Raw genomic sequence first — 744 nt, forward strand, 5'->3', positions numbered from 1 at the left:
CGAGTTCAGGCAGGGGGATTTCGTGGGCGACGTAGTCGTGATAGAGGGCGGTGGTGTAGAGCAGGCGCATCTGGGCGCCGATCTCGCAGATCTTGAGGCAGCGCTGCTGCAGCTCCGGTGTGTCGGCGTGTTCCAGGACGATCTGGTAGCCGCGTTCGCCGTGGATTTCATCGGAGACGATGTGCAGGTCGAAGAACTCGACTTCTTCGTCGGTGAAGTTGTACTTGTCGCGCAGGGTGGGGGTCTGCTTGCGGTAGATCGACGGCACCTGGGATTCCAGGCCAACGACGAGGCCGGCGACAGCCACGATGGGGTCTTCGCGCATGGCGACCGCGTAGCACCAGCTTTGCAGGCCGCGGGTGGTGGGCGACATGTTGTCGGGGTCGAGCACGCGCTCGCGGGTGGTGCCGCAGGCCTGGGCAAAGCGGATGAGCAGGTCGGTGTGGCGGTCGCCGCCGATTTCTTCCTCATACATATTGGCCAGCAGGAAGTCCTTGGCTTCGGTGAAGCGGTCGGGGGTGCGGGCGTAGATGTAGGCGAGGTAGTCGGCGAAGGGGCCGACGTAGTGATAGTGGTTCTCGGCCCAGCGGGCGAGGTGGTCGCGGGAGAGTTTGCCGCTGGCCCAGGCTACGCTGAAGGGGGCTTTGTTGGCGCTCTTGCCCTTGATGGCGTTTTCAAGGGCGGCACGGAAATCATCGCGGTTCATCAGTTCGGCCATCGGGGGCTCCTGGGGGAACGAGTTCA

Annotated in this window: 1 protein-coding gene; it reads right to left on the reverse strand. The window is 63.8% G+C overall.

Going from position 1 to position 744, the window contains the following annotated elements; genetic code table 11:
* Positions 1–718: iron-containing redox enzyme family protein (locus AC1RWI_RS38045; protein ID WP_492870888.1), on the reverse strand; the 718-nt coding region annotated here is incomplete at its 3' end.
* Positions 719–744: the final 26 nt, after the last annotated feature.

The sequence above is a fragment of the Cupriavidus sp. MPR-AND1C genome (assembly GCF_058809705.1).